The organism is Rossellomorea aquimaris, assembly GCF_020171925.1.
Classification (GTDB): Bacteria; Bacillota; Bacilli; order Bacillales; family Bacillaceae_B; genus Rossellomorea; species Rossellomorea aquimaris_F.
Genome location: NZ_JAIVAR010000001.1, coordinates 1,265,797 through 1,289,981, shown reverse-complemented (window position 1 = coordinate 1,289,981; position 24,185 = coordinate 1,265,797). Strand labels below are relative to the sequence as shown.

The window sequence follows — 24,185 nt, the reverse complement described above, 5'->3', positions numbered from 1 at the left end:
AAAATTACACATTTCATATTATCGTACGGTGATGCATAAGATTTTAAGTGCCGTCAATTTGGGTATTGGAGTCTTCGAAAGAAGCGGGATGACTTAAGGAGGACAAGCATGCTTTTAGATTATGTAAGGCGTTTTTTCATCGTTTTATTATTGGCACTTTGTGTGAGTATCATGTTTCTGACGGGGAAAGAGGCAAGAGCGGCAGCTGATGAAGGAACATCTCAATGGATCTTTCCAGTCGATGGGGTGATCACAGACCTTTACGGCACAAGGTCTGGGACGCATAAAGGGGTGGATGTCGGCGGGAAGGTCGGCTCCCCTGTTTATGCAGTGGCAAACGGGACGGTAAGTAAATCTTATTACTCCGACACTTACGGACATGTAATCTTTATCCTGCATGAGAATGGCTATGAAACTGTCTATGCTCATTTGAGTGAAAGAAGTGTAGAAGAGAACGAAAGGGTTGAACAGGGAGTGACTATCGGTACTGTGGGTAGCACGGGGAGGTCAACTGGTTCACACTTGCATTTTGAAGTACATAAAGGGCGATGGACGATTGATAAGGAGCACGCGGTAGACCCATTCGAGTTGTACGGAAAAGGTGAGGTAGGGCAGCTTGTGTTTGCCAGGGAACATGATCCGTATCAGCTAATGGCAGTTTCCATACATACAGAAACAGAAAAAAATCCTACAGTGACCACCGAACGACAGCGTAACGGTGTCTACATGGTAAGATCAGGGGATACACTGTATTCAATCGCTAGGGAACATGAAATGAGTCTCGGCGATCTGCTTGACTTGAATGAGCTGGAAATGAAGGATATCATCTATCCGCATCAGATGCTTAAAGTCGAGCGAGGAAGATGATTGCTTCGAATTCGAAACATTTCTCTTCACAACTTCTTATTATTTATGTATAATAATATTGTATAAAAAAATAAGATTCGTCTTCGGGGCAGGGTGAAATTCCCTACCGGCGGTGATGAAACCTCGTAGTTTCTAAGCCCGCGAGCCTTTAGGGGCAGGATTTGGTGCAATTCCAAAGCCGACAGTACAGTCTGGATGGGAGAAGATGAAGGTTCATGCCAAAGCGTTCAGAAATAGGGAAGCTGAACGTTTATTTGGGTAGCCTTTCAACTCCGGGATGTTAATTGATCTGGGAGTTTTTTCGTGCTGCTTGGCTTGAGCGATCTTCGATGTGAGATGAATCTCCAAAAGGAGAGAAGAAACATGAAAAAAATGACAACACGCACGTTTGTAACAATTGGTATGCTAAGTGCCATTTCGTATGTTTTAATGCTTTTTAACTTCCCTATACCTCCATTTCCTAAGTTTCTGATGGTTGATTTCAGTGATGTTCCTGCATTGATCGCTACCATCACATTAGGGCCGCTTGCCGGCATCCTTGTTGAATTGTTCAAGAATATAATCGACTATGTGATGACTGGAAGCGATACGGGTGTTCCGATCGGGCATTTTGCGAACTTTGCCGCAGGAGTTTTCCTGATATTGCCCACTTACTATGTATATTCCCGCTTTCAATCAAAAAAGGGACTATTGGCCGGATTGGTCACAGGGACTGTCGTGATGAGCATTGCACTTGGGATCTTGAATTACTTCGTCCTGCTTCCTGCATACAAGTATTTCATGAATTTTGAACTTCCTGCAGGAATCATCATTACGGGAATCGTGCCTTTTAATATCCTTAAAGGTGCATTGGTTACGGTTGTCTTCTTATTATTATTCATTCGCCTACAGGGCTGGCTTACGAAGCAAGTTGCAGTCAACAAAGCCGCCTAGGCTGATATATGAACGGCTCTGCCAACTGGCAGAGCCGTTTTATTATTGGGAAACAAAAAAAGCGATCATCACGATCGCTTTTACATTTGTACGTAATTATTCAAATTTAAGGGCGTCACCATCGAATGGTTCGTCTGCGATTTTAATCGAATCTGTTGGACAACCTTCGAACGCATCGATCATGTCATCTTCAAGTACATCGGGAACCTCAACCGTTCCCTGATTATCATCAAGTGTCACAAACGCGATACCTTCATCATCATAATCATAAATGTCCGGAGCGGCTGCTCCACAAGCTCCACATGCAATACATGTATCTTTGTCAACGATTGTATATTTTGCCACCGAAAAAACCTCCTGAAAAAAATTCTATATAATCAATCATTCATTATACATGATAAAAATACTCTAATGTTTATTTTATAGAGGAATGTATGACATTTCAATAGTTAGTGACGGTATTTATTATATTTATCCTAACAATGAAAAACAAAACCTCGAAAGAGTCTAAAATCATGGTACAATATTTGACAATAACCTGCAAAAAACTAAAGGGGATAATATGTCGTATCTAAGCTTTGTAATAGTATATTGTTTGAAGCAGTTAAATGGTGAACGCTCCATTTATTCGGTTTATCATATCCTTAAAGGGAAGAAGTCTTCTCAGTCCATACAAGATGCGCACTTATATCGATTACAACCTTTTTTCCTTTCTCTCCCTAAGCTCTCACGGAATTATTTCGATGAGAAAATCCAGAGCCTATCTGATTCACAAATGATCATGCTCAACGAAGATTCGAGAGCACAGCTGACACCGGAAGGAGAGAAAGCTTTGGAAGGGATGCACTCAACCTTCTTTTTTCCTGAACATATGAATGGTCTCTTGTATGGAGATCGAGGGTTTGTGTTCTGGAGGAGGTTGAATCTGCTCACCCAAGTACTATCCAACCACCGACATGAGGAAACATCCTATTACCCTGTTCAGCGGAACAGGAGCATACAGGGATGGATCAAGGATTTTTTACATAAGAATGATGACTGGGACCGAATGGCATCTTCATTATTTCAAGAACTGCATGAATCATTGACTCGTGAAAATGATCCCTACATCATCGTATCGAGGCTGACGGGATATAAAGACTATGGTTTGACGGAGATGCAAGCTGCTGAAGAGTTGAAGCTTCATGCGGAGGAATATCGATACAGATTCCTTGACCTCATCCACAGTCTGATCCAATGGATTGATGGAAATGAAGGTAAGTACCCGATTCTTTCCTCATTGAGCTCATTGAATCAAACCCGAAAGAACATTACGCTATCTACAGCCAAAACGTACGAATTATTTCTTAGTGGTCATTCAATCGAGGAGATTGCACAACTGAGAAAGCTCAAGGTTAATACGATAGAAGATCATTTCATTGAAATCATCTTATCCCAGGATCAAGTTGATGTGGATGCGTTTATTACGCCGTCTGAATTGGTACATGCCATTTCAGTCATCGAAGAGCTTGGCACGAGGAGGCTAAAGCCAATCAAAGATAGGCTGCCGCACCTCTCTTACTTCCAAATCAGAATAGCAATCGCAAAGCGTGGTGATAGAAATGACACTTGAACAAGAGCTTAACAGGAAATTCGGGTATACATCCTTCAGAAAAGGTCAAAAGGAAGTCGTAGAATCGGTGTTATCCGGACAGGATACGTTGGCAATGCTGCCGACTGGGACGGGTAAATCGTTATGTTTTCAACTGCCAGGGTATTTACTGGATGGTGCGGTCATCATCATCTCACCCCTGCTTTCATTGATGCAGGATCAAGTGGATCAAATGAAAGTCAAAGGCGAAAAGAAAGTCATCGCGATTAATTCGTTCCTGCCTTTCCCTGAAAAAAAACGTGCCATGGAACGATTGCATCTATATAAATTCATCTTTATATCACCTGAAATGCTGAGTAACCCTGATATTAACAGTGCAATCAGGCGTCTGAACGTCTCTCTTTTCGTCATAGACGAAGCACATTGCATTTCGCAGTGGGGACCGGATTTCAGGCCCCAATATTTAAAGTTGGGGGAGGTCAGGAAGAGTCTGGGAAACCCGACGACTCTTGCGCTGACTGCTACGGCGACATATGAAGTCAGGGAAGAAATCAAGAAAGTCCTCCATATGGAAGGAGCAGAAGAGTTCATCCATTCCGTCGACCGGAAAAATATCGCCTTGGTAGTGGAGAAAGTGGAACACCATGATGACAAAATAAATAAATTGATTCAATGCGTTTCTTCCCTCAAGGGAGCGGGCGTTATCTATTTCACAAGCAGGAGGCTTGCTGAAGAGGTAGCGGCGATCCTTCGCGATAAAGGCATTGACGGGGTCACCCACTATCATGGAGGGATGGAGCAGGAAGAGCGTATCCTCATTCAGCAACAGTTCCTCTCGAATCAGTTGCGGATCATTTGTGCAACGTCCGCGTTCGGTATGGGCGTAAATAAAGAAAATGTCAGGTTCGTTATCCACTTTCATTTCTCTTCTAGCATAGAGTCATATCTTCAAGAAATCGGGAGGGCGGGACGTGATGGGAAGAACAGCACAGCGATTGTTTTGTTCACCGAGCACGACCTATCACTTCCGGTTCAATTGATTGAAGGGGAGCTGCCATTCGACAATCAAATCCAAGGCTTCGTGGCATCCCATGAAAATAAATCCGAAGAGGAACTGATGTCCCTCCTGCAGCTTTCGGAAATCCAATATCGCTTCCTCAAGCATTATGTCGAGGAAGGGAAGGGGACCGATCGCGCCAGGTTGATATGGCAAATAAAAAAGATAAGGGATGAACGAATCCAATATAAGAAAGAAAAACTGCTGTATATGGTGAACTGGCTTCATGGGAGCGGTTGTAGAAGGGAATCGATCCTTGATTACTTTCATGAAACGTTGAATGAACGTCCGGAATGCTGTTGTGATCGATGCGGTTTTACACTAACCGAGCTAGCATCCTCGTTTGAGGAAGAAGAAACGGGGGCTAACGCAGAGAAGGATTGGAAGAAAAGGCTCGAAAAACTTTTAATGGGATCAGTGATATGAATGAAAAAGCAAGGAGATTTAATCAATCAGCTCAGCAAAAGACAATTGACGTTTCATTTGTTTTTTACTCAAATAGTACTATTAACGATTTCCTTTTTATTAGGTATATTCTTATTTGAAGATTGGTCCACTTTTGGAAGTCAGTTCCGCTATACATCCTCCATTTGGACTGTCGGGGTCACTGTCGGACTGATTGTCGTCATGATTGATGTGTTCCTGATGAAGAAACTTCCCCCTCGCTATTATGATGATGGAGGAGTGAACGAAAGAATCTTCTCAGATCGAAGCATTTGGGAAATAGCCCTCCTTGCGATCGCCATTTCCCTTAGTGAGGAACTGTTATTCAGGGGTGTGCTGCAATTTCATTTTGGACTGATTATTTCGAGTATCGTTTTTGCAGCCATCCATTTTAGATATTGGGCCCACTGGTTCCTTATCTTGAATATAGTGGTTTTAAGTTTTTTGATTGGAATCATTTATGAATCTACAGGAAATTTAGTAGTCACCATTGTGATGCATTTTATAATCGACTTTTTATTAGGGCTTTACATGCGATTCAAGGCAAGTCAGGCAAAAGAAGAAGGGATGTCTAATGAACAGAGACCCATTTCGTGATAGAGCAGAAAAATTAAAACAGAAGATTGAAAGGGTACAAGAGAGCCCGGTACCAAACAAGAGGGAACCCCTCCCTCCTAGAAGCGAACTTCATCGTGAAAAGAAGAAAAAAAATAAGGTGAAACTGAAGTACCCGCTAATCAGTATGTTACTTTTATTCTTTATTTTGATGCCATTGACTGTATTCAGTATTTACTCTTATTTGGACAGCCGGAACGAGCCTCTGGCCGTGATGTCTGAAGAACATAATGAGGTGGAGGAGGTCCAATATGATGGAACAGGTGAAGAGGACCAATCCATCTTGACAGAGGAAAACCAAGAGGCTGTGTCTTCTGAAGAAGAAACGGATTCTTCAGATGATGCGGAAGAGGATACTCCCGTTACCAAGAAAGATGGTTCCTCTACAAAACCAACACTTCCTACTGCAAAAGCGGCAGAAGTGGAAGAACCGGAAGGGCAAACCGCTTCCGCTACAGCGGGTAGTGAGCAGGGGGATGCTGAGGGCCAAAAAGTGATTCAACATACAGTGCAGCCTCAAGAAACGATCTTCCGGATAGCGATGAAATACTATCATTCACAAGAAGGAATCGATATCATCAAAAAAGCCAATAATCTCACAAGCAACGAAATCCAATCTGGACAAGTATTGAACATTCCATTGTCCGAAAATTAGACTTCACCGTTTCGGTGAGGTTTTTTTTTATTCCCTAAACAGAAGAGAGCTTTTTGGAAAGAAGGATTCTACATGATTGGACAACCTCATAGAATGGAATGAGGGGAGTGGATGAGTATGCATGATTCAATCCGTGGGTTTGAAGAGTGGACGGACCCGGCGACTAAACAAATGTTGAGTAACCTGGTGGATCGAAAACAAAAGTTTGATCGTGCAAAAAAAATGCATCTTTATTGCTTATGGATTGCTGTATTTACCTCTTTTTGTTTCTTCTATTACTTGACGAAAGCGATACTCGAGCCTTATTCATATTCGTTTGGTACAATGTTTTCAATTTTCATATCCAACTCTGTACTTGTTATCATCGCTGTATTTCTTGCGGGGCTTTTCGGTGGAGTGAGGGTACTTTATCAACAGAAAGAGAAAAAAGAAAAAGAGTACCAGGATCTCAGGAAGGAAATCATCGACAGAAGCAAGGATCTATGGAAGGAAGATGCATGGAAAAAACGCCACAAAGTATTCGATGAAATGAAAAGTCTGTTTGATATCAATCTTTATCATGGGAGTAAGTAAATATCCCCCGTTGACATTGAATTGCATGCTTCAGGGATGATGGATCCACAATGCCAAGGGACTTCTTCCATTGGGCAAGAAAAAATAAAGGCGCTTGGATAAATGCACCCAAACGCCTGAACGCCATTTAAAAAAATCTCTTTTTACCCTGTTCATCTTTAAGGATTTCAGCAGCTTCCCTAAAACGTTGAGAATGCACGATTTCCCTTTCACGCAAGTACCTGAGTCCATCGTTTAAATCAGGATCATCACTTAAATTGATGATCCACTGATAGGTCGCCCTTGCCTTTTCTTCTGCTGCGATGTCTTCATAAATATCCGCAATCGGATCCCCTTTCGCTGCAATGTATGAAGCCGTCCATGGTACACCCGATGCATTATGATAAAATAATGCGCTGTCATGATTGGCATAGTGTGCATCCAAACCTGCTTCTTTCATCATTTCCGGTGTCGCATCCTTTGTCAATTTATAAATCATGGTCGCGATCATTTCCAGATGAGCAAATTCTTCAGTACCAATGTCCGTCAACAGTCCGATCACCTTATCAGGGATCGTATACCGCTGGTTTAAGTATCGCAGCGCTGCCGCCAATTCACCGTCAGCCCCACCATATTGCTCAACAAGATATTTTGCGAGGGTCGGATTGCACGTGCTCACTCTTACCGGATATTGAAGCTTCTTTTCATATGCCCACATCTAGATGGATCCCTCCTATGCTAATTTCTAAACCTGCCACGGCCAGGGTGCATCTTTCCAGTCCCAAGGATAATTCGAGTAGCTATACCCAAAGTTTGTCAGTGGCCCGAATTCCTTCTCGAATTTCTTTTTGATCTGTTTTCTTGTTTTAACGTACATATTGTATTGAGAAATGGCAGCTTGATCATTTGGATGGGTATCGAGATAAAGAGTGAGTTCCAGTACTACAAAATCAACGGCCTGTAACTCTTCCATCATCTCGTAATAGTGTTCCGGAAGTTGTTTCATTCTTTATTCTCCCTTCATCTTTTCATAGGGACTGTAATAAGGATCGTAAAACACCTTCCATAAAGTCCCCTTCCTCAATGCTTCCTTTGGGGGGTACTGTTCCAGGTTCGGAGGCTGAAACCCCAGGAAGAGATTTGGGGGAGTGGAGTAAACCTTCGTTGTAATCGGTTTACATGGATCGAAAGGACTTACATAAGGATGCCAACTTCTATAGAATTCATGCATGATGATCCCTCCCGATTGAAATATCCTTCGTAACAAGATATGAGGGTGGATGGGAGAACATGTCAATATTCCGTACACTCGAACGGTCCGTTGATTGGGTAGGAGCACAACAAACTTTGAGAAAACAGCATTCGATAAGAAGGGAAAACCCTTTGAAATGTGGAATAAATAATCGTAGGACATTATTAAAGAGGTGGTTCAATTGTTCGTAAAAAATGCAATGATTCCAAAACACAAATGCTATGTAGTAAATGAAAAAGATTCAATTGGGAAAGCCTTGGAGGTCATGGAGCATCATAAGATTGATGGCCTTCCGGTGTTATCGGACGATAAATATGTCGGGGTTGTGACCCGGTATAACATTTATCAAGAATTCTTTCAATCGGGGATGGATAGGGAGACCTATCTGAAAGAAACGAAAGCAGGGGATATTTCCATCCATCAAGATAAATTCTTAGTGGAAAGCAATGTCTTCGAAGATACGTTGATTGAATTCCAAGATTTCCCCATCCTGTCAGTCATAGATGAAGAGAGGAAATTCCTCGGACTCATCACCCGTTACGATGTGCTTGACCAATTCAAGAGTGCTTTCGGCATCGATCGCAAAGGGATACGTATCGCATTTACATCCGTTGAAACAGAAGGAAGGATTGCGAGGCTTGGGGATATCATCCAGCAATATTCAGAATCAGTCATTTCCCTTGTTACTTTTGATGCAACGGATAAGCTATTGCGACGGATTGTCATGAAAATCGAAAAGAAAGACAATGTCGATAAATTCATCAATAAATTGGAGAAATCAGGATTCAGAATCCTGCACATCAAGGAAGACGAATGATTCTTCAGAATATAACAGTATGAAATGGAATCCTTCTCATAAGATTTATGGGAGGGATTTTTTTGATTATCTATCTATTCAGGCTATTGGGCACTTTCCTTTTTGGTTATCTATTCATCAAATGGTTCCCTGATATGGACGTTCAGGAGACGTCGGATATCGTTGTGGAACTGGTCATGCATCCAATTGAATTTTTTGCCTCTTCCATCGTTTTTATTTTTGGATTGCTCATACAGGGGAAACTGTTGAGGACTGAATTTTATTATGTGATGCGTTTATTTAAAGGGGATGTACATAAAGAACTGTTAATAGTCCCTGTCCATGTCTGCATGATGTATGGACTTTTTATGATGGGATCATGGGAGACATTATTTTTTTCCTTTTTAGCCGTATTTTATGGTATCATTTCTTTAGATTTTCGTCGGCAAGGAGGCCATCATGCTTGAATTAATCATCATTTTAGTATTATCCGGGGGAGCCCTTGTTCTCCTTTTTATGTACCTGGAGGCTCATCGTAATGAGGTTAAGACTCATACTTTCTCGTTTCCGCATTTTCCTTCAACCAAACCGTTAACGATCTTCTTCATTTCCGATATCCATAAGCGAAAGATTCATAACGAGATTATAGAACGTGCACAAAAAGCAGATATTGTCGTCATTGGAGGCGACTTGACGGAAAAAACCGTGCCTATGTCACGGGTGGAAGAGAATATCGAGAAATTAACAGGCATTGGGTCTGTTTATTTTATTTGGGGAAATAATGATTACGAAGTGAATACGGAAGAACTAAAGGGGCTTCTTTTAAAGATGGGGGTCAAGGAAATCGTCAATGATTCCGTTCCCTATGATTTTGAAGGAGGGCGCATCAACTTGGTCGGGGTCGATGATGCCAGTACCCAGCGAGCGGTCCTGCCCCATGCACTTCGAAAAATTGATTCTTCTTCTTTCAATATTCTTCTGAGTCATGATCCGAGGCTGGTGAAGCTAGTCAAGTCGGAGGATGGCATCGACCTTATGTTAAGCGGACATACCCACGGGGGACAAATCCGTATCCTAGGTTGGGGGCTGTATAAAAAAGGAAGGGTGGAAAAGCGTCCGGAGACGACCTTGCTCGTCAGCAATGGCTACGGAACGACAGCCCTCCCTCTCCGGCTCGGAGCACCTCCAGAAACGCATCTCATCACAATAAAAAGGGGCTAATAGTAGACAAAGCTTACTCATAACCTATACATATTTTACACGATGAGAAATCTTGACTATAATTTTAATAAACGTTAGCAAAAGAAGAGCATGGGGGATTTCTATGAAAGACCAGAATACAAACGGTAAGTATAATATCAAAGCAGTATCCACAATCCTGGGAATTCAGCCTGGAACGTTGAGGGCTTGGGAGAGAAGATACAATATCATTGCCCCTGTAAGGAACGAATCCGGTCATAGACTTTATACAGAACAACACCTGAATATTTTAAAATGGCTTGTGTCAAAGGTAAAACAGGGTTTTACAATCAGCCAGGCAGTTGCACTTTTGGATAAGCAGGAACTTGAAGAAGTTGAGATCAGCGAGCAGGCAGAGCAGGATAGAAGCCAGAATATTTCCGATGAGCTGCTGAGGGCCCTCCTCAGCTTTGACGAAATGCAAGCACAGGAACTGATTAACAGGTCATTTTCCATTTATACGATAGACAAGGTCGTAATCGACATCCTTGGCAGCTTACTAGTTCAAATCGGAGACCTGTGGGAAAAAGGCAAAATCACCACTGCGCACGAGCATTTCGCTAGTTCAATCCTCAGGTCCAGGATAGGGAGCATCATGCACTCTTTCCCGCACAACGGCTTTTTGCCTAAGGTGGTGGCGGTGTGTGGACCGGGGGAATGGCATGAATTAGGACTTCTGATTTTTACATTATTCGTTCGAAGAAAAGGTTTCGAGGTCATTTACCTTGGATCCAGCATCAAGGAAGACGATATTGAAGTTGTGTTGAACGAAGTGAAGCCGAAGTTCCTGTTTTTTTCATGCACGATGAAAGAGAATGTAGATTCTTTATTATCACTGGTCACTTCCCTGAAGGAAGAATTCGAATCCCTTGAGATTGGTATGGGCGGTTTTGCAATCGACCATTTACCAAGAAGCGTTAAAGAAACATACAATAATCATATTGTTGGAAGGACAAAAGATGATTGGGAAGAATGGTTGAAAAGTAAAATGTAAAGTATTCATGCACTGTTTTGTGCCCTCTACATAGTATGGTGTAAGTCGTCACACTGTTGGGGGGCACACACAAATGAGACTTGAGCGGATTTCCGAGAATAAAATCAAATTTTCCATAAGTGTTGAGGAACTCGAGCAAAAAGGGTTGTTTGAACAAGACAAATGGAAAGACTCATTATCATGGCATGATTTGTTCGACGATATGCTGGATGAGGTACAAGGGAAATTTGGAATTGAAGCACATATGGAAATAACGGTTGAAATAGAATCGTTCGACGAGCAAGAGATTTGTTTGATCCTTACGTTGGAATTGGACGATGAAGACTATTCTGACATTGAGGGAAGCCTTGAGTTGATCCAACCTGTCATGGAAACAGATATGTTATTTTATTTTTACGATCTGGATGGGGTCATTGATGTACTAAAAAGGCTGAAAGACACTCAGCATTTGGAATCATGCACATTGGACATCAGCTTATTGCATATGGAAAACAAGTACTACCTCCTTTTTGAGAATGTTCCCCAGATCCGGACGCTATCAATCGAGTCGATTGTTCTCGAGTATGGTGAGTCATCCAACCAAACGACTTGCACGATGCTTGAATATGGTCATCCGATCATCCTGAAACAAGCGATGGAAATGATGACGAAATACTTTTAATAATGTTTTCAATTAATCACTTTTAGGACGAATCAGCCTAAAGGTGTTTTTATTTTGCTTGATTGGTAGTGCAAAAGAGGGGAAAAGGATCTTTCAGATTCGTTCTTTCCCATAAAAATGATAGCGTTTTCAAAAAAGTATCCATTTTTTATTTTTCTATCTTTGCAAGAGGAAACCAAACGTGTATACTATGTCATGAAAGCAGACGAGGGTCCGCTAAACAGTGAACTATACTGGGAGGTTTACATACATGGTAGCCGAGAAGGATAAAGCAAATCACCAAGAATCAGAACAGAATGATGTATTGAAATCCACACAAACGGTTATTCATCACGCTTTAGATAAATTGGGGTATCCTGAAGAAGTATATGAATTATTGAAAGAACCTGTCAGAATGCTGACAGTCAAGATTCCTGTAAGAATGGATGACGGCAAGGTAAAGGTCTTCACGGGTTATCGAGCTCAGCACAATGATGCTGTGGGTCCTACGAAAGGCGGAATCCGTTTCCACCCGAATGTAACGGAGAAGGAAGTGAAAGCCCTTTCGATTTGGATGAGCTTGAAATGCGGGATTGTCGATTTGCCATACGGAGGCGGGAAAGGCGGGATCATTTGCGATCCGCGGGATATGTCATTCAGGGAGCTGGAGCGTCTAAGTAGGGGGTACGTGCGGGCAATCAGTCAGATTGTCGGACCTGCAAAGGACATTCCTGCACCAGATGTGTTCACCAATTCTCAAATCATGGCCTGGATGATGGATGAGTACAGCCGCATTGATGAATATAATTCACCAGGTTTCATTACGGGCAAGCCATTGGTTCTTGGTGGGTCGCATGGAAGGGAAACGGCTACCGCCAAAGGCGTTACAATCTGCATCCATGAAGCTGCAAAGAAAAAGGGAATCAAGCTTGAAGGAGCGCGCGTTGTAGTCCAGGGATTCGGAAATGCAGGAAGTTTTCTTGCAAAGTTCATGCATGATGCCGGTGCAAAGGTCATTGGAATTTCCGATGCATATGGTGGACTGCATGATGAAGATGGACTGGATATCGATTATCTATTGGATCGCAGAGATAGCTTCGGAACAGTGACGAAGTTGTTCAACAATACAATCACGAACCAAGAGCTCTTGGAACTTGACTGTGACATACTGGTCCCAGCTGCCATCGAGAATCAGATCACTGAACGGAATGCGAATAATATCAGGGCAAGCATCGTAGTGGAGGCTGCCAATGGTCCGACTACATTGGAGGCGACAAAAATCCTGACGGAAAGGGGAATTTTACTCGTTCCAGACGTATTGGCATCATCAGGTGGCGTAACGGTTTCTTATTTCGAATGGGTCCAAAACAACCAGGGATATTACTGGACCGAGGAAGAAGTAGAAGAGAAGCTCGAAAAGATCTTAATCAATTCATTTAACAATGTTTATGAAACTTCACAGACCAGAAGGGTGGATATGAGGCTTGCTGCTTATATGGTCGGTGTAAGAAAAATGGCAGAAGCCTGCCGCTTCAGGGGTTGGATTTAAGTATACATGAAAGGGCGAGAGCTGATTCTCGCCCTTTTTATTTTGGAATGCTTCCAATGTGAAGGTACTATCTTTTGACCAATAGTAAAAAGTATTTCATAATATACAGGCAGAGTCTTTAATGGACGTTTCTGTTTAGAGCCTGTTTCATTTCTGATAAATCTCCTTGTTGTAAAAGGGAGACGGTACCTCAGACATCAACAGGAATCATAAACAGAGCGGGAAAAACGCAGAATATCGGATATAGAGATCAGAAGGAGTGCCTGAAGTTGAGACATGAAGATTGCATCATCGTGGGTGGAGGTCCTTGTGGACTATCCGCTGCGATTCATCTAAAAGATCAAGGAATTGACCCTTTGATCATAGAAAAAGGGAACATTGTAAACGCCATCTATCATTACCCGACGCATCAAACGTTCTTTTCTTCTAGTGAAAAATTGGAAATCGGCGATGTGCCGTTTGTCATTGAAGAGCATAAACCGAGACGAAACCAGGCCCTCGTTTATTACAGGGAAGTGGCCAAGCGCAAAGACTTGCGCATCAATCGATTTGAGATGGTGAATAAAGTGGAAAAACAGGAAGACCACTTTATCATCTCGACATCCAAGGAAGAATACAAGGCGCAACAGGTCATCATTGCCACGGGATATTATGACAGCCCGAATTATATGGGGATTCCAGGTGAAGATAAGGAAAAAGTATTCCATTACTTTAAAGAAGCACATCCCTTCTTCGACACTGATGTCGTTGTGATCGGAGGAAAGAATTCAGCAGTGGATGCGGCCCTCGAACTGAACAAGGCGGGAGCCCGGGTCAAGGTCCTTTATCGTGGAAGCGAATATTCAAAGAGTGTCAAACCATGGATCCTCCCTAATTTTGATGCGCTTGTACGCAATGGTGAAATCGCGATGGAGTTCAACTCCTGTGTGACGGAGATCCTGGATGATGCCGTTCGATACGAAGTGGATGGAGTCCAGCATGAGTGTAAGAACGATTTTGTGTTTGCCATGACAGGCTATCATCCCGATCATAGTTTCTTGAAGAAGATGGGGATTGACATCAGTCCCGAAACGGGAAGGCCGTCATTCAATCCGGATACGATGGAGACCAATGTTGAGGGAATCTATGTGGCAGGAGTCATTGCCGCAGGAAATAATGCCAATGAGATCTTCATCGAAAACGGTCGTCATCACGGTGGCCTCATAGCAAAATCCATCATGGAGAAACGAACATAAAGAAAAGGTCCGCATTTAATGCGGACCTTTTCTTGTGTGTAGAGTCAATTTTTGAAGATGCGTTCCAACTCCTGGAAATCATGGGTTTGGGATAAGGCGACCATCAGTTTGATCCGTGCTTTCTGACCATTCAATCCATTGGAGAAGATGACTCCTTTTTCTTTTAATTGTTTTCCCCCGCCTGCATACCCGTATACATCCTGTGCAATCCCGTTAAAGCATCTGGATACAAGCACAACCGGAATTTGATGTTCCAACAGTTCACACACGCCAGGCACAGATTCAGGTGGGAGATTTCCCTGTCCTAGCGCCTCAATGATTACGCCGTCAAATTGGAGATCCTTTAGGGCGATTAAAAGGCTTGAATCCATTCCGGCATAGGCTTTGATCAATGTCACTCTTTTGGTAGTGTCACAGACTTTGTAACTTTCAGAAGATGTCGGCTGATGATGATAAAGGATCCCTCTTTTTGTCACGATTCCGATTGGCCCGTACTGTGGACTCTGGAATGTTGATACATTGCTTGTATGCGTCTTTGTAACATTCTTTGCCGAATGGATTTCATCATTCAAGACGACTAAAACCCCTTTATTGGCGGATTGTGGTTCAGCGGCCACCCTTACGGAGGAAATAAGGTTATAGAGACCATCCGCGCCGATTTCGTTGCTCGACCGCATCGCTCCGGTCACTACGATTGAAATCGGGAGCGACACTGTCAAATCGAGGAAATAGGCCGTTTCCTCAAGGGTATCGGTGCCATGTGTAATGACGACCCCATCGAATGATGTCTTGGCATATTCCGATTCGATCAATCGTTTGATTTCGTTCATATGTTCAAGTGTGATGTGTGGGGAAGGCAGGTGGAATGCTTCAATCACATGTACGTCTGCAATATTCGAAACCATGGACGTTTGTACAGAAAGAGGATTTTCTCTTCCGGGCACGACTGATCCCGTATCTTTGTCCTCCATCATCGAGATGGTTCCTCCAGTATGTATCACTAATATTTTACTCTTCAATGAGATCATTCCTCCTTGTATTTTCTTATTTTCATTCCTACTTTAACATGATACGATTAAGAAAACAGAAAGAAAAGAGGACATTTATATGCTGGTGATTTTATCAGCGGGTATAGCACCAGGATTAGCTTTGTTAAGTTACTTTTATTTGCGGGATGAATATGAAGCCGAACCGATAGCCCTCGTATTCAAAACGTTTTTATACGGCGTATTAATTACCTTTCCGATTATGTTCCTTCAGTATGTACTCAAGGTGGAGGGGGCAATTTCCTCTAATTGGATGAATGCTTATGTTTCTTCAGGATTATTAGAAGAGTTCTTCAAATGGTTCATTCTTATGGTTGCCATTTTTCAACATTACCATTTCAATGACCCTTATGATGGGATCATTTACGGTGCTAGTGTATCCCTTGGGTTTGCCACCGTCGAAAACATTTTGTTCCTCGTATCGAATGGGGTCGAGTATGCATTCGGAAGGGCGTTGATGCCGGTTTCCAGTCATGCCTTATTCGGTGTAATAATGGGATATTATCTCGGAAAGGCGAAATTCTCCGTTCGCGATCAGCGACATAAATGGCTTCTGACTTCCATGTTGATTCCTCTGGTCTTACATGGGACCTACAATTATATCTTTTTATCTGAGAAGAACTGGATTTATTATATGGTTCCATTCATGCTGTTTCTATGGTGGCTCGGACTGAAGAAGGTCAAGCATGCACACCGGATGACAGCCAATAAATATCTGCATCGTGAGCTTGAGGAAGAAATCCTTTGATAGCCATTCGAGAACAAAAGCCGTCCAGTGTTGGACGGCTTTTGTTCTGTTCATTTATAGGCAGCGGCAAGGTCGGTTTTAGGGGCTTCCTTCCGTTTTACTTCATCAATCTTATTCACAAACATTTGAAACACTTTTCTTTTCTCGTCCAGTTCTCTTATGTATTCTTTTAATTCATTGTATTTTTCCTCAAACGGCTTATGGTACATTTCCCTTATGTTTTCAATGATTTCTTCATTCACGGTCGATTGGATCACCTGCTTCGTGATTCCATACTTATAGGAATATACTTTCAGTTCTTTTTTTACATCATCGTAATCAGTATTGATTTGATCCAATACCTCCGAAATGTCCTCTTTCCACTCATCCAGTGATTTTGCTAAATAATCCTCCATAATTGCCTCCCTTTGTAAGACTCTTTTGGTAATTTCCATTATATCGAATGTTGTTTACATGCCTTTTTCTCTAAGATTACATTGTCGTATCAATCTGCAGCATTCCTCTAATTTCTGGGGAATATCCAAAACCCAAATAGGGGGATTCTTTCCTGCTATCCATTTTTTCGTTTGCATTTGTATAAAATGGGAGTCTCTACAAAAACTAGGGTTAATGTTAATTGAAGATATGGAGGTTAAGGCATAATGAATAGTCGCATCAAAAGGTTAGGTACAGCTTTAGTCGTGGTGCTTGTTTGTTCCTTTGCGATGATTTCTTCGGAAGGGGAGAAAGCAGACGCTTTTACCAATCAAGTCATTCAGCATGGAGCAACTGGTGAAGACGTAATCGAACTTCAAGCGAGGCTCCAATATATTGGTTACTACAACGGTAAGATCGATGGGGTCTTCGGCTGGGGTACATATTGGGCATTAAGGAATTTCCAATATGAATTCGGTCTTCCAATTGATGGATTGGCAGGATCTGAAACCAAACAAAAGTTAGTAAAGGCTTCAGAGTATAACAAGCAGTTCGTGCAAGAGCAGATCCGAAAAGGGAAGAAATTCACCCACTACGGAGGCACAGACATGAACAAGCAGTCAGGTGCAGGTGGCGGAGGTGGAGGCGGAGGAACACAGCCATCTAAGCCGAAACCTGAGAATAAGCCTTCCAAACCGACGGCTACTAACACACCGAATGGGTATTCTCAGAATGATATTCAAATCATGGCAAACGCAGTATATGGTGAAGCACGCGGTGAACCTTATGAGGGACAAGTGGCAGTAGCGGCGGTCATATTGAATCGCATTGATAGTGCATCTTTCCCGAATACAGCCGCAGGTGTCATATTTGAACCTGGAGCATTCACGGCGGTAGCGGATGGACAAATCTATCTGACTCCGAACGAGAAAGCGAAGGAAGCGGTTTTGGATGCCATTAATGGTTGGGACCCATCATCCAATGCATTGTATTACTTTAATCCGGCCACTGCTACAAGTAAATGGATTTGGTCAAGACCCCAGATCAAACAGATCGGGAAACATATATTCTGTAAATAATGAGGTGAAGGATCTTGGTACGAAGTATTTTAATCGCTATACTCGTCATCGGAGTCGCTGGAACGGCGTTTTGGGGCTATCAGGAACACCAGGAGAAAAACGCCATACTGATCAATGCCGAAAATAACTATCAACGGGCTTTTCACGAGCTTACTTATCAAATGGACCTTCTTCACGATAAAATCGGGACGACACTCGCAATGAATTCTAGAAAATCCTTATCCCCGGCACTTGCGGATGTGTGGAGGTTGACGTCCCAGGCACATAGTGATGTCGGGCAATTACCATTAACACTGCTGCCATTTAATAAGACTGAGGAGTTTCTAAGTAAGATTGGTGACTTCAGTTATCGTGTAGCTGTCAGGGATCTGGACGACAAGCCATTGACGGACAAAGAATATAAATCACTTCAGCAGCTTTACGACCAGAGTGCCGATATGCAAAATGAATTGAGAAGGGTCCAGCATCTGGTCATCGAGAATAACCTTCGCTGGATGGATGTAGAAATGGCACTTGCTTCGGGTAAGGAGAAAGCCGACAACACGATCATAGATGGATTCAAAACAGTGGAGAAAAACGTGTCAGGCTACGATGAAGCGAGTTTTGGTTCCACAACCTTCGTCAATACTCAAAAAAGGGATGAGAATTTCAAGAAATTAAAGGGCGAACAGATTTCCAAAAAGGAAGCTGTAGCCATTTTAAGAAAATACTCGGGTATCGACAAATCAAAGGATGCAAAAGTGACAAAGAGCGGAAAAGGATCCAATTTCAAGTTCTATAGTGTGTCCATCGGAAATGGTCAAACAGAGGCGAGCATGGATGTTACCCAAAAAGGTGGATACCCAATTTGGTATATCAACAATCGAGAGGTAAAGGAAAGCAAAATCGGTCTGAATAAGGCTGCTGATTATGCGACTAAATTCCTTAAGGAAAATAAGTTTGAGAACCTCGAGTTATTTGAGAGTGTTCAATACGATAAGATTGGTGTTTTCACATATGTGACCGTCATTGATGGCGTGAGGATTTATCCTGATGCAATCAAAATAAAGGTTGCGCTCGATAATGGGCAAATCGTCGGGTTTGCAGCGGAAGAATACCTGCGTAGTAATCATGCACGTGAAATACCTAAAGCGAGCCTTGCCTTGGAGCAGGCAAAGGAAGAAACCAACCCTAACCTCAAAGTCATGGAAGAAAGACAGGCCATTATCGTAAATGACTTAAACGAGGAAGTACTGTGCTATGAATTTTTAGGGATGCTCGGTAATGATACGTACAGGATTTTCGTTAATGCAAACACAGGGGAAGAAGAAAAGGTCGAAAAACTGAAAAATACTGAACCGATTTATGAAGAAGTGATTTAGAAAAAACGGGACGATATCCTTAACAAGGTATCGTCCTTTTTCTTGTTCATGTACACATCCCATTCCCCTTAAAAGCAGATGTCTTCCTGGACGAAGGTGTTTTCGTAACCAAATCATGTGTTTGGAAGAATTCAAAAGATCGTTATTCCTAAAAAAAGTATGGAAAGGAAGTATTTTACGTGACATAATATAGGTACAAATTATCGGATAACGAAAGTAGGAGTAATGGTTTATGATCAGACCCGGAATTACATTGCAACTTGAGCCTATTGAAAATGAGACCTTTGAGAAATATCGATGCAGGGTAGTAGAGCTTGGTACTGAAGGAATTTATATTGATTATCCCTTACATACGAAGACTGGTAAGACCGCTTTTTTAATAGATGGCACTCAGCTGAAAGCAAGCTTTGTTTATAATGAACAGACCGTCCTTACGTTTGAGACGGAAGTCCTAGGAAGGAAACTTGCAAACATCCCGATGATCCATATTCACTACCCGGGTGAGGAAGGGCTTGTGAAAATACAGCGAAGGCAGTTTGTCCGGGTAGAAGCAATAGCAGATGTTTCGATTTATTGCAACGATCGGTATCATCCGACCATTACAGAGGATATCAGTGCAGGTGGATGTGCGGTCTTGCTAAAGGAAGGGATGGATATCAATCGGGGAGAGCGCCTTAAAGTCCTTCTTGTCCTGGCGATGCAATCTGGTGAATGTCAATATCTTGAACTTACGGGAAGCCTTGTTCGAGTCTGGGAGAAGAACAATAAAAGGATCGGAAGTATTGAATTTTATGACTTGGCGGAAAACCAGCGGCAGCTGATTATGAGATACTGCTTTGAAAGACAGCTGGAATTAAGGAAAAAAGGGCTACTTGAATAAAATTCTACCATTTACACATACTTTTCCTAATGACGGGAAAAGGGTGATGTAACTTGTTGACAGTGGAGAGGATATTAATCAAGTTAGCGGTGATCCATTTCGTTTTGCTGCTTACGGTTCACTTCATATTCCATGAACTCAATATACTTCCCGAGCTTCATAGGATCGTATTTTATGAAGGGGTTGAGAAAATGGAATATAGTGAAATAGTAGAAACATTATCAGGTAGAAGAAGCAGGTGAAGCATCCTGCTTTTTTTGGTGGTGAGATTCCGGATGCCATTTGAAGAGAAGTTCTGTATTATGTTCCGTGAATTTTATGATAGAATAAGGAAGAAATCATATGCAAATTAAGTAGGTGGATTATTTTTATGAAATTGAGAATTGCCATTGACGGTCCTGCAGCAGCAGGAAAAAGCACCGTCGCTAAAATTGTAGCAGGAAATTTATCTTATCTTTATATTGATACCGGAGCCATGTATCGCTCACTGACATATAAAGCATTGAACTCCAAGGTGGATCTGCATGACGAATCCGAGTTGATGGACATGCTGACACAAACAAAAATCGAATTGGAGCCATCCGATAAAGGTCAGCTTGTTTTCCTTGATGGTCAGGATGTGACCGATGAGATTCGTCAGTCAGATGTGACGAATTCAGTATCTCATGTAGCAGTGCATTCCCGTGTCAGGGAAGAGATGGTGAAGAGGCAGCAGGAGCTTGCAAGCGCAGGTGGAGTCGTAATGGATGGCAGGGATATCGGTACCCACGTCATACCGGATGCCGAGGTAAAGGTATTCTTACTGGCAAGTGTCGATGAGAGGGCTCAAAGAAGGCATGAAGAAAATGTCTCGAAAGGATTCCCTTCTGATCTTGAGAGCCTGAAACAAGAAATCGCAAGAAGAGATAAGATTGATTCGGAACGGGAAGTGGCCCCTTTGAGGAAGGCGGATGATGCCATCGAAATCGATACAACATCCCTTTCCATCCCTGAAGTCGTCGACCGCATCATGTCTCTTGTCGAAAGGGTCGGTTAAGGTGAATTTATATTCGTTTGCAAAAGGATTGGTCAACTCGATTCTTTCACCGCTGTATCGTATCGAAATCGAAGGGCTGGAACATTTCCCGGAAGAAGGCGGAGTCCTGCTCTGTGCCAACCACATTGATAACCTCGACCCCCCTGTCGTCGGAATAACGGCTCCGAGGCCCGTTTCCTTCATGGCGAAAGAGGAACTGTTCAGGGTGCCGGTTCTTGGCAAGCTATTACCTAAGATCCACGCGTTCCCAGTGAAACGGGGCATGAGTGATCGTGAGGCACTCCGGAAAGGGTTGAAAATATTACAAGATGGAAAGGTTTTAGGTTTATTTCCAGAGGGTACTAGAAGTAAAACAGGAGAAATTGGTAAAGGTCTTGCAGGGGCAGGTTTCTTTGCACTGCGTTCTGAAGCGAAGGTAGTCCCTTGTGCCATCATCGGTCCATATAAACCCTTCAAGAAGCTCAAGGTTGTCTATGGACCGCCGATTCCGATGGATGAGATCAAGGAACAGAAGCTTAATGCAGAGAAAACGACTGAGATCATCATGGATCATATTAAAAAACTAATGAAATAACCCGGGCATTCTTGCTTGACAAATAAGGCTATTTATTAGAAGTTAGTAGAAAGAATAATTTATTGTACTTGTGTAAGTATTCACAAAATAAAATCTTTGTAGTCATGGATTAAGGAGGAGTACATAATGGAAGACATGAATGGAATTGAAGTAAAGAATCTCGAAATTGGTGAAAAAGTACAGGGAACCGTCACTAAGGTCGAAGAAAAACAAGTCCTAGTTGATGTTCAAGATAGTAAAGTGGATGGCATCATTCCAATTAGTGAACTCTCAAGCCTTCACATTGAAAAAGCTTCTGATGTAGTCAATGAAGGGGATGTACTTGAGTTAATCGTGACAAAAGTTGAAGAAGAACTATTGGTTCTTTCTAAGCGTAAGGTCGATGCTGAAAAAGCATGGGATGAAATGAAGAGCCGTTTTGAAAATGGTGACATCTTTGAAGCGGAAGTAAAGGATGTCGTTAAAGGCGGACTGGTTGTCGACCTTGGAGTCAGGGGGTTCGTACCGGCATCTTTAGTGGAAGATCATTATGTTGAGGACTTCTCCGACTACAAGGATAAAGTCCTTACATTCAAGATTGTTGAATTGGATCAAGAAAAGAACCGATTGATCCTTTCCCATCGTGCTGTAGTGGAAGCTGAAAAGCAACAGCAAAAGAAAAAGCTTCTAACCGACATTGAAGCAGGTGCCGTGCTTGAAGGAACGGTTCAACGAATCACTGATTTCGGTGCATTTGTTGACATCGGTGGTGTGGACGGCCTTGTCCATATCTCTCAATTGTCTCACGAGCACGTAGATAAGCCTTCTGATGTTGTCTCGGAAGGACAGAAAGTTCAGGTCAAAGTACTAAGTGTCGACCGTGACAATGAAAGAATTTCCTTGTCAATCAAAGAAACACTGCCTGGACCGTGGAGCGACATTTCTGAAAAAGCACCTAAAGGAAGCACGTTGGACGGTACCGTTAAACGTTTGGTCTCTTACGGTGCATTTGTGGAAGTGTTCCCTGGTGTTGAAGGATTGGTGCACATTTCACAAATTTCACATAAGCACATCGGTACCCCTCATGAAGTACTGAAAGAAGAGCAACCGGTTAAAGTGAAAGTGTTGGACGTAAATGAATCTGAACAACGTCTTTCCCTAAGCATTAAAGCGCTTGAAGAGAAAGAAGAAGAAGTTGTCGATTATGAAATGCCTGAAGAAAACACCGGCTTCCAGCTTGGTGAGATGATTGGCGATAAGTTAAAAGATCTTAAATAAAAATTGGTGATGGACTGTGACAAGAGCTCAACGTAAACGGGATCATATAAATTATGCCCTCTCCACAGGGCAGCAGGATAAGACGGGTTTCGAAGATGTGACATTCGTCCATCAAAGCCTGCCGAACACAGCGTTAAACGAAACATCCCTACAGTCCCAAATTGGCGAACTTTCATTAAGTTCGCCAATTTTCGTCAACGCGATGACGGGTGGGGGTGGAGAGTATACCTCTGACATCAATAAGGACATATCCATCCTGGCGAGGGAAACCGGGATTGCACTGGCAGTCGGTTCCCAAATGTCTGCACTCAAAAATCCAGATGAACGTCATACGTATGAAATTGTGAGAAAGCATAATCCCGATGGCGTCATTTTTGCTAATCTGGGTAGTGAGGCGTCTGTCCAGCAGGCAAAAGACGCCGTGGAAATGATTGATGCGGATGCACTCCAGATTCACCTGAATGTGATCCAGGAATTGACCATGCCTGAGGGAGACCGTGATTTTAAAGGTGCACTTGAACGGATTGCATCAATATCCGATACATTGGAAGTGCCTGTCATTGTAAAAGAGACCGGCTTCGGTATCAGTCGGGAAGCGGCAAGTGCTCTTTCTGAAACCTCGATTTCAGCTATTGACGTCGGGGGATTCGGGGGGACGAATTTCTCCAGGATTGAAAATCAAAGAAGGAGCAGGATGCTTCAATTCTTCGATGATTGGGGTATCCCCACTGCGGTCTCCATTGTGGAAGTGTCCTCAAGCTGTAACCTTCCTGTGTTGGCATCTGGTGGAATCAAGACTAGCCTGGATAGTGTAAAAGCATTAAGCCTCGGTGCTTGCTCAGTTGGGATGGCAGGGGCCATCTTGAAGAATCTTGTTGATCATGGCCTGAGTAAAACGGTAGATGAAGTGAATGGGCTTCATGACGATATCCGTTTTCTCATGTGTGCATTGGGCTGTGAAACAATCAGTGATTTGCATGCCGTACCTTTGGTGTTAAAGGGTGATGTTTATCACTGGTTGAAGATGAGAGGTTTCGAACCTGAGAAATACAGTAGAAAAGCGTAAAGTGAAAAAGACGAATTCCTTTTAGAAGGAGTTCGTCTTTTTTTTGATGAAAGCTGTACATTGGAAAACGAGCCTTACGTCTCCCAATCCATCTTATCTTTGCCTCTTCCGTGATTTTTCGGGGCTTTCCATTCCGGTGGCACCCTTGTTCTGAAGTTCTTGATCACGATCGGATTCAACGCGTCCGCTCTGTTTTAATTTCTTTTCTTGACGATCTTTACCCATCTCCAACACCTCCTCATCTTATTTTTTTCAACATTAAATTGAAACATGCATGAATGAATTACATAAAGATTTTCCATAAT

Annotated in this window: 30 protein-coding genes and 1 riboswitch; of the genes, 23 read left to right on the top strand and 7 right to left on the bottom strand. The window is 42.6% G+C overall.

Annotated features, from left to right (window positions below):
• Window positions 1–108 precede the first annotated feature (108 nt).
• Complete coding sequence (locus tag LCM10_RS06765) at window positions 109–867, top strand: M23 family metallopeptidase (protein WP_224875380.1); 759 nt, start codon at window positions 109–111, stop codon at window positions 865–867.
• A 75-nt stretch (window positions 868–942) separates the two neighbouring features.
• A riboswitch (FMN riboswitch) is annotated at window positions 943–1,078 on the top strand.
• Between the two features lie 152 nt (window positions 1,079–1,230).
• On the top strand, window positions 1,231–1,800 hold the full coding sequence (locus tag LCM10_RS06760; RefSeq protein ID WP_224875379.1) for an ECF transporter S component: 570 nt from the start codon (window positions 1,231–1,233) through the stop codon (window positions 1,798–1,800).
• 96 nt (window positions 1,801–1,896) lie between these two features.
• Here LCM10_RS06760 and LCM10_RS06755 read toward each other — a convergent pair whose 3' ends face one another.
• Complete coding sequence (locus tag LCM10_RS06755) at window positions 1,897–2,145, bottom strand: ferredoxin (RefSeq protein WP_224875378.1); 249 nt, start codon at window positions 2,143–2,145, stop codon at window positions 1,897–1,899.
• A 217-nt stretch (window positions 2,146–2,362) separates the two neighbouring features.
• Between LCM10_RS06755 and LCM10_RS06750 the strand changes: the two genes are divergently transcribed.
• The 5 genes from LCM10_RS06750 (at window position 2,363) to LCM10_RS06730 (ending at window position 6,735) form a co-directional block, all read left to right on the top strand.
• Window positions 2,363–3,412 (top strand): helix-turn-helix domain-containing protein, encoded by a 1,050-nt coding sequence (locus tag LCM10_RS06750; protein ID WP_224875377.1) that lies wholly within the window; start codon window positions 2,363–2,365, stop codon window positions 3,410–3,412.
• Window positions 3,402–4,874: a RecQ family ATP-dependent DNA helicase gene (locus LCM10_RS06745; RefSeq protein ID WP_224875376.1), complete on the top strand. Its 1,473-nt coding sequence runs from the start codon at window positions 3,402–3,404 to the stop codon at window positions 4,872–4,874. Before LCM10_RS06750 ends, LCM10_RS06745 begins: the two co-directional genes overlap by 11 nt.
• Window positions 4,875–5,489 carry a CPBP family intramembrane glutamic endopeptidase gene (locus tag LCM10_RS06740; RefSeq protein WP_224875375.1) on the top strand — a complete coding sequence of 205 codons (615 nt, stop codon included), beginning with the start codon at window positions 4,875–4,877 and terminating at the stop codon, window positions 5,487–5,489.
• Window positions 5,467–6,162 (top strand): LysM peptidoglycan-binding domain-containing protein, encoded by a 696-nt coding sequence (locus LCM10_RS06735; protein ID WP_224875374.1) that lies wholly within the window; start codon window positions 5,467–5,469, stop codon window positions 6,160–6,162. The genes LCM10_RS06740 and LCM10_RS06735 overlap by 23 nt, the downstream gene beginning before the upstream one ends.
• A 111-nt stretch (window positions 6,163–6,273) precedes the next feature.
• Window positions 6,274–6,735, top strand: a complete 462-nt coding sequence (locus tag LCM10_RS06730; RefSeq protein WP_318247474.1) for a YpbF family protein — start codon at window positions 6,274–6,276, stop codon at window positions 6,733–6,735.
• 127 nt (window positions 6,736–6,862) lie between these two features.
• Here the strand turns inward: LCM10_RS06730 and LCM10_RS06725 are convergent, their stop codons facing one another.
• Genes LCM10_RS06725 through LCM10_RS06715 form a run of 3 tightly spaced genes read right to left on the bottom strand, consistent with a single transcriptional unit; the run spans window position 6,863 to window position 7,945 of the window.
• Window positions 6,863–7,432 (bottom strand): manganese catalase family protein, encoded by a 570-nt coding sequence (locus tag LCM10_RS06725; protein ID WP_224875373.1) that lies wholly within the window; start codon window positions 7,430–7,432, stop codon window positions 6,863–6,865.
• Between the two features lie 27 nt (window positions 7,433–7,459).
• A complete protein-coding gene (locus tag LCM10_RS06720) occupies window positions 7,460–7,720 on the bottom strand; it encodes a spore coat protein CotJB (protein WP_224875372.1) in 261 nt (86 codons plus the stop codon).
• Window positions 7,721–7,723: 3 nt separating this feature from the next.
• Entirely contained in the window at window positions 7,724–7,945 is a 222-nt protein-coding gene (locus LCM10_RS06715; RefSeq protein WP_175991174.1) for a spore coat associated protein CotJA, read from the bottom strand.
• A gap of 202 nt (window positions 7,946–8,147) precedes the next feature.
• Here LCM10_RS06715 and LCM10_RS06710 point away from each other — a divergent pair, with 202 nt between their 5' ends.
• The 7 genes from LCM10_RS06710 (at window position 8,148) to LCM10_RS06680 (ending at window position 14,419) form a co-directional block, all read left to right on the top strand.
• Window positions 8,148–8,783, top strand: a complete 636-nt coding sequence (locus LCM10_RS06710; protein WP_224875371.1) for an HPP family protein — start codon at window positions 8,148–8,150, stop codon at window positions 8,781–8,783.
• Between the two features lie 62 nt (window positions 8,784–8,845).
• Entirely contained in the window at window positions 8,846–9,229 is a 384-nt protein-coding gene (locus tag LCM10_RS06705) for a hypothetical protein (RefSeq protein WP_224875370.1), read from the top strand.
• Window positions 9,222–9,983, top strand: a complete 762-nt coding sequence (locus tag LCM10_RS06700; RefSeq protein WP_224875369.1) for a metallophosphoesterase — start codon at window positions 9,222–9,224, stop codon at window positions 9,981–9,983. The genes LCM10_RS06705 and LCM10_RS06700 overlap by 8 nt, the downstream gene beginning before the upstream one ends.
• A gap of 103 nt (window positions 9,984–10,086) precedes the next feature.
• Window positions 10,087–10,995 carry a MerR family transcriptional regulator gene (locus LCM10_RS06695; protein ID WP_224875368.1) on the top strand — a complete coding sequence of 303 codons (909 nt, stop codon included), beginning with the start codon at window positions 10,087–10,089 and terminating at the stop codon, window positions 10,993–10,995.
• Window positions 10,996–11,068: 73 nt separating this feature from the next.
• A complete protein-coding gene (locus LCM10_RS06690; protein ID WP_224875367.1) occupies window positions 11,069–11,656 on the top strand; it encodes an adaptor protein MecA in 588 nt (195 codons plus the stop codon).
• A gap of 250 nt (window positions 11,657–11,906) precedes the next feature.
• Entirely contained in the window at window positions 11,907–13,184 is a 1,278-nt protein-coding gene (locus LCM10_RS06685; protein WP_224875366.1) for a Glu/Leu/Phe/Val family dehydrogenase, read from the top strand.
• A 269-nt stretch (window positions 13,185–13,453) separates the two neighbouring features.
• Window positions 13,454–14,419 (top strand): YpdA family putative bacillithiol disulfide reductase, encoded by a 966-nt coding sequence (locus LCM10_RS06680; RefSeq protein ID WP_224875365.1) that lies wholly within the window; start codon window positions 13,454–13,456, stop codon window positions 14,417–14,419.
• Window positions 14,420–14,463: 44 nt separating this feature from the next.
• On the opposite strand, the gene LCM10_RS06675 is transcribed toward LCM10_RS06680, so the two are convergent.
• Window positions 14,464–15,447, bottom strand: coding sequence for an asparaginase (locus LCM10_RS06675; RefSeq protein ID WP_224875364.1), 984 nt, complete (start codon window positions 15,445–15,447; stop codon window positions 14,464–14,466).
• A 79-nt stretch (window positions 15,448–15,526) separates the two neighbouring features.
• On the opposite strand from LCM10_RS06675, the gene prsW reads away from it, so the two are divergent.
• The gene (gene prsW, locus LCM10_RS06670; RefSeq protein WP_224875363.1) at window positions 15,527–16,213 is read left to right on the top strand and encodes a glutamic-type intramembrane protease PrsW; all 687 of its coding nucleotides are present in this window, start codon (window positions 15,527–15,529) and stop codon (window positions 16,211–16,213) included.
• A gap of 50 nt (window positions 16,214–16,263) precedes the next feature.
• Here the strand turns inward: prsW and LCM10_RS06665 are convergent, their stop codons facing one another.
• Entirely contained in the window at window positions 16,264–16,608 is a 345-nt protein-coding gene (locus LCM10_RS06665; RefSeq protein WP_224875362.1) for a hypothetical protein, read from the bottom strand.
• 309 nt (window positions 16,609–16,917) lie between these two features.
• Here LCM10_RS06665 and sleB point away from each other — a divergent pair, with 309 nt between their 5' ends.
• The 8 genes from sleB (at window position 16,918) to fni (ending at window position 23,880) form a co-directional block, all read left to right on the top strand.
• Entirely contained in the window at window positions 16,918–17,706 is a 789-nt protein-coding gene (sleB, locus tag LCM10_RS06660) for a spore cortex-lytic enzyme (RefSeq protein WP_224875643.1), read from the top strand.
• 14 nt (window positions 17,707–17,720) lie between these two features.
• Window positions 17,721–19,067, top strand: a complete 1,347-nt coding sequence (ypeB, locus tag LCM10_RS06655; RefSeq protein ID WP_224875361.1) for a germination protein YpeB — start codon at window positions 17,721–17,723, stop codon at window positions 19,065–19,067.
• Window positions 19,068–19,299: 232 nt separating this feature from the next.
• Window positions 19,300–19,947 carry a flagellar brake protein gene (locus tag LCM10_RS06650; RefSeq protein WP_224875360.1) on the top strand — a complete coding sequence of 216 codons (648 nt, stop codon included), beginning with the start codon at window positions 19,300–19,302 and terminating at the stop codon, window positions 19,945–19,947.
• Between the two features lie 62 nt (window positions 19,948–20,009).
• A complete protein-coding gene (locus LCM10_RS06645) occupies window positions 20,010–20,189 on the top strand; it encodes a YpfB family protein (RefSeq protein ID WP_224875642.1) in 180 nt (59 codons plus the stop codon).
• 128 nt (window positions 20,190–20,317) lie between these two features.
• A complete protein-coding gene (gene cmk, locus LCM10_RS06640) occupies window positions 20,318–20,983 on the top strand; it encodes a (d)CMP kinase (protein ID WP_263621378.1) in 666 nt (221 codons plus the stop codon).
• Between the two features lies 1 nt (window position 20,984).
• Window positions 20,985–21,557 carry a lysophospholipid acyltransferase family protein gene (locus LCM10_RS06635; RefSeq protein ID WP_224875359.1) on the top strand — a complete coding sequence of 191 codons (573 nt, stop codon included), beginning with the start codon at window positions 20,985–20,987 and terminating at the stop codon, window positions 21,555–21,557.
• Window positions 21,558–21,680: 123 nt separating this feature from the next.
• Window positions 21,681–22,814, top strand: a complete 1,134-nt coding sequence (gene rpsA, locus LCM10_RS06630) for a 30S ribosomal protein S1 (protein ID WP_224875640.1) — start codon at window positions 21,681–21,683, stop codon at window positions 22,812–22,814.
• Window positions 22,815–22,830: 16 nt separating this feature from the next.
• Window positions 22,831–23,880 (top strand): type 2 isopentenyl-diphosphate Delta-isomerase, encoded by a 1,050-nt coding sequence (gene fni / locus LCM10_RS06625; protein ID WP_224875358.1) that lies wholly within the window; start codon window positions 22,831–22,833, stop codon window positions 23,878–23,880.
• Window positions 23,881–23,973: 93 nt separating this feature from the next.
• Here fni and LCM10_RS06620 read toward each other — a convergent pair whose 3' ends face one another.
• Window positions 23,974–24,105 (bottom strand): YpzI family protein, encoded by a 132-nt coding sequence (locus LCM10_RS06620; protein WP_224875357.1) that lies wholly within the window; start codon window positions 24,103–24,105, stop codon window positions 23,974–23,976.
• Window positions 24,106–24,185 lie beyond the last annotated feature (80 nt).